At 69.1% G+C, this 3,309-nt stretch carries 3 protein-coding genes; all 3 read right to left on the bottom strand.

Annotated elements, in window-relative coordinates:
• Nucleotides 1-1,612, bottom strand: a 1,612-nt coding sequence (secD, locus tag EIO58_RS14890; RefSeq protein ID WP_127820178.1) for a protein translocase subunit SecD, incomplete at its 3' end; no start/stop codon positions are given.
• Nucleotides 1,613-1,657: 45 nt separating this feature from the next.
• Entirely contained in the window at nt 1,658-2,116 is a 459-nt protein-coding gene (locus EIO58_RS14885; RefSeq protein WP_127820177.1) for a preprotein translocase subunit YajC, read from the bottom strand.
• Nucleotides 2,117-2,199: 83 nt separating this feature from the next.
• Nucleotides 2,200-3,228, bottom strand: coding sequence for a Holliday junction branch migration DNA helicase RuvB (gene ruvB / locus EIO58_RS14880; protein WP_127820176.1), 1,029 nt, complete (start codon nt 3,226-3,228; stop codon nt 2,200-2,202).
• Nucleotides 3,229-3,309 lie beyond the last annotated feature (81 nt).

Genomic DNA, 3,309 nt, shown 5'->3' with positions numbered 1-3,309 from the left:
CACGGCGTCCGGCCGCGCTCGTCGCGGTCGCCGCCACGGGCGCGCGGAACTGCGCACGGCCCCGGTAGACCGCGCCGAGCGCTGTCGGGTCGAGGCCCGACAGCGGGTGGCCCGAGCCGAAGAAGCGCGTGCGGGCCAGCAGCTGCAGCACCGGGTGGGTGAAGAGGATGAAGATGAGGACGTCGATCGCCGTGGTGAGTCCCAGCGTGAAAGCGAAGCCCTTCACCGTGGAGTCGGCCAGGATGTAGAGCACGACCGCGGCCAGGATGTTGATCGACTTCGAGATGTAGATCGTGCGTTTCGCGCGGCCCCAGCCGTCCTCGACCGCGCTCGTGATGGTCTTGCCGTCGCGCAGCTCGTCGCGGATGCGCTCGAAGTACACGATGAACGAGTCCGCGGTGAAGCCGATCGTGACGATCAGGCCCGCGACACCCGCGAGCGACAGGCGGAAGCCCATGCGCCACGCGAGGATGCACAGCGTGACGTAGGTGAGCACCGCCATCACGACGAGCGACGCGATGATGATGAAGCCCAGAGCGCGATACACGATGAGCGAGTACAGCGCGACGAGCGCGAGACCGATGAGGCCGGCGATCAGACCGATCTGCAGCTGCTGCGAGCCCAGCGTGGCCGAGATGGAGTTCGAGCTCTCGACCGTGAAGCTCAGCGGCAGCGCACCGTACTTGAGCTGGTCGGCGAGCACCTTCGCGGTCTCCTGCGTGAAGCTGCCGGTGATGCTGGGCTTGCCGTCGACGATGAGCCCGTTCATCGAAGGCGCCGACAGCACGTAGCCGTCGAGCACGAACGCGAACTGGTTCAGCGGCGGCTCGGCACCGTAGAGGCGCTGGCTGATCTCGGCGAAGGTCTCGGTGCCCCCGTCGTCGAAGTCGAGGTTGACCGCCCACTGGTTGTTGGTGGTCTGGAGTCCGAACGTGGCGTCGTCGATCGACGAGCCGTCGAGCTCGACGGGTCCGAGGATGTACTTGACGGCGCCGTCGGCCTCGCACGTGATGAGAGGCTCGTCGGCGGGGGCGTTCGCCGGGTCGTTGTCAGGGTTCGCACAGTCATAGGCGAGGAACTCGGCCTGCAGCTTCTCGGTCACCCACGCGAGGTCGCTGGCGTTCGTCGGGGAAACCGTCGGGGTCGCGTTCAGCGCCGGGTCGGGCGTCGGGTACGGCGTCGCGGCGCCGTCCTCGCCGACGAACGTGTTCGCCGGGGCACCGGCCACCAGCACCGCGCGCAGCTGCAGCTGCGCGGAGGCCTCGATGCGGTTGCGGGTCTCTTCGTCGGCCTGACCGGGGATCTGGACGACGATCTGGTTGCCGGCCTGGGTGGTGACGTCGGCCTCGCCGACACCCGACGCGTCGACGCGCTGGCGGATGATCGTGACCGCCTGCTCCATCTGCTCGGTCGACGGATCGGCGCCGTTCTCGGTCTGCGCCTCGAGCACGATCTGCGTGCCGCCCTGCAGATCGAGGGCGAGTTCGGGAACCCACGAGCTCTGGTTGAACACGTAGACGCCGAGGGCGTTGATGCCGAAGAGGACGGCGGTGATGGCGAGGAGGCCGGTGAGCGCGCGCCACGCATGCCGCACGGGAGTGGATGTCGCCACGTCTTCGCTTTCTGGAGTTGCCCAAGCGGGCAGTCGGTCAGACGGTCAGTCTCGCGGCTTGGTGCCGGAATCGGCGTCGGGCTCCGCCTCGTCGGTGCTGCCCGCGTGCTGGTCGTCGCTGATCGACGAGATGTCGCCGCTGGCGACACCCTCCGCGTACTCGGTGTGGCTCTCCTCCGCGGCGAGGTACTCGTCTTCGCTGACGGCGCCCACGGTGGGGCTCACGATGCGCAGGATCGCCTGGCTGTGAACCTTGATCTCGACGCCTGGGGCGAGCTCGACGATCGCCGGCTGGTCGAGGTTGTCGGGGTCGTACGACACGATGGTGCCGTAGAGGCCGCCCTGCAGCAGCACTTCGGCGCCCGGGACGGTTTCGCGGGCCTTCTGCTCCTGCTCGAGCTTCTGCTTCTGCATCCGGCGGCGGGAGCTCCAGAACATGAAGACGAGGAGCACGACCAGCAGGATGATGAGGCCGTAATTGCTCAAGAACGAGGCGAAGTCCATGGAGGTGGGAGCACCTTTCGGGTCAGGCACGCGCCAGGGCGGCGCTGCCTTGCAGGAGGAGGGTGGGCGAAAGCCTCCAGTGATTATAGGTCATCGAATCCGAGCACCGAGTCGGCCGCCGGCACGCCCAGGTGCGCGTACGCATCGTGCGTGGCCACGCGTCCTCGCGGCGTGCGCCCCATGAAGCCTATGCGCACCAGGTAGGGCTCCACGACGGACTCGATCGTATCGGGCTCCTCGCCGACGGCCACCGCGAGCGTGCTGAGGCCGACGGGCCCACCCCGGAACCGCCGTACCAGCACGTCGAGCACGGCGCGGTCGAGCCGGTCGAGACCGATCGCATCGACGTCGTAGAGGTCGAGCGCGGCGTGGACGATGTCGGCGTCGGCGGCGCGCCCGTTGCCGTGCACGATGCTGTAATCGCGCACGCGGCGCAGCAGCCGGTTTGCGATGCGCGGGGTGCCGCGCGAGCGACGAGCGATCTCGGCGCGCGGACCCGGCGGGAGCGTCACGCCCAGCATCGCTGCCGAGCGCTCGATGACCCGTTCGAGCTCGTGCGGCTCGTAGAACTCGAGGTGCGCGGTGAAGCCGAAGCGGTCTCGCAGCGGGTTGGGCAGGAGGCCCGACCGCGTGGTGGCGCCCACCAGCGTGAACGGCGCGAGGTCGAGCGGGATGCTCGTGGCACCCGCACCCTTGCCGACCATGATGTCGATGCGGAAGTCCTCCATGGCGAGGTACAGCATCTCTTCGGCCGACCGCGCCATGCGATGCACCTCGTCGATGAAGAGCACCTCGCCGGGTGTCAGGCTCGAGAGCAGCGCAGCGAGGTCCCCTGCGTGCTGGATGGCAGGACCGCTCGACAGTCGCAGCGGCCGACCGATCTCGTGGGCGACGATCATGGCGAGCGTCGTCTTGCCGAGCCCCGGCGGGCCCGACAGCAGGATGTGGTCGGCAGGGCGCTGCTGGATGCGGGCCGCATCGAGCAGGAGCTGCATCTGCCCCCGCACCTTGTGCTGCCCGACGAACTCGGCGAGCGATGCCGGGCGCAGCGCGCCCTCGATGGCGAGCTCGCTCTCGTCGACGGGCTCCCCCGACTCGCGGACGTCACCCACTCACCGGCTCCTTCCGGGCCGGACCGAGGGCGGCCAGCGTGAGCCGCAGCAGGGCGGGGACCGAGGTGCGATCGGCGTCGG

This window comes from Microbacterium sp. CPCC 204701 (assembly GCF_004010105.1).
Taxonomy (GTDB): domain Bacteria; phylum Actinomycetota; class Actinomycetes; order Actinomycetales; family Microbacteriaceae; genus Microbacterium.
The sequence above is the reverse complement of the archived record's forward strand: the minus strand, read 5'-3'. Positions and strand labels throughout refer to the sequence as shown.

What these genes read in the sequence shown, in the direction of transcription:
- EIO58_RS14885 (WP_127820177.1), bottom strand. Translation starts at nt 2,116, where the DNA reads ATGGACTTCGCCTCGTTCTTGAGCAATTACGGCCTCATCATCCTGCTG.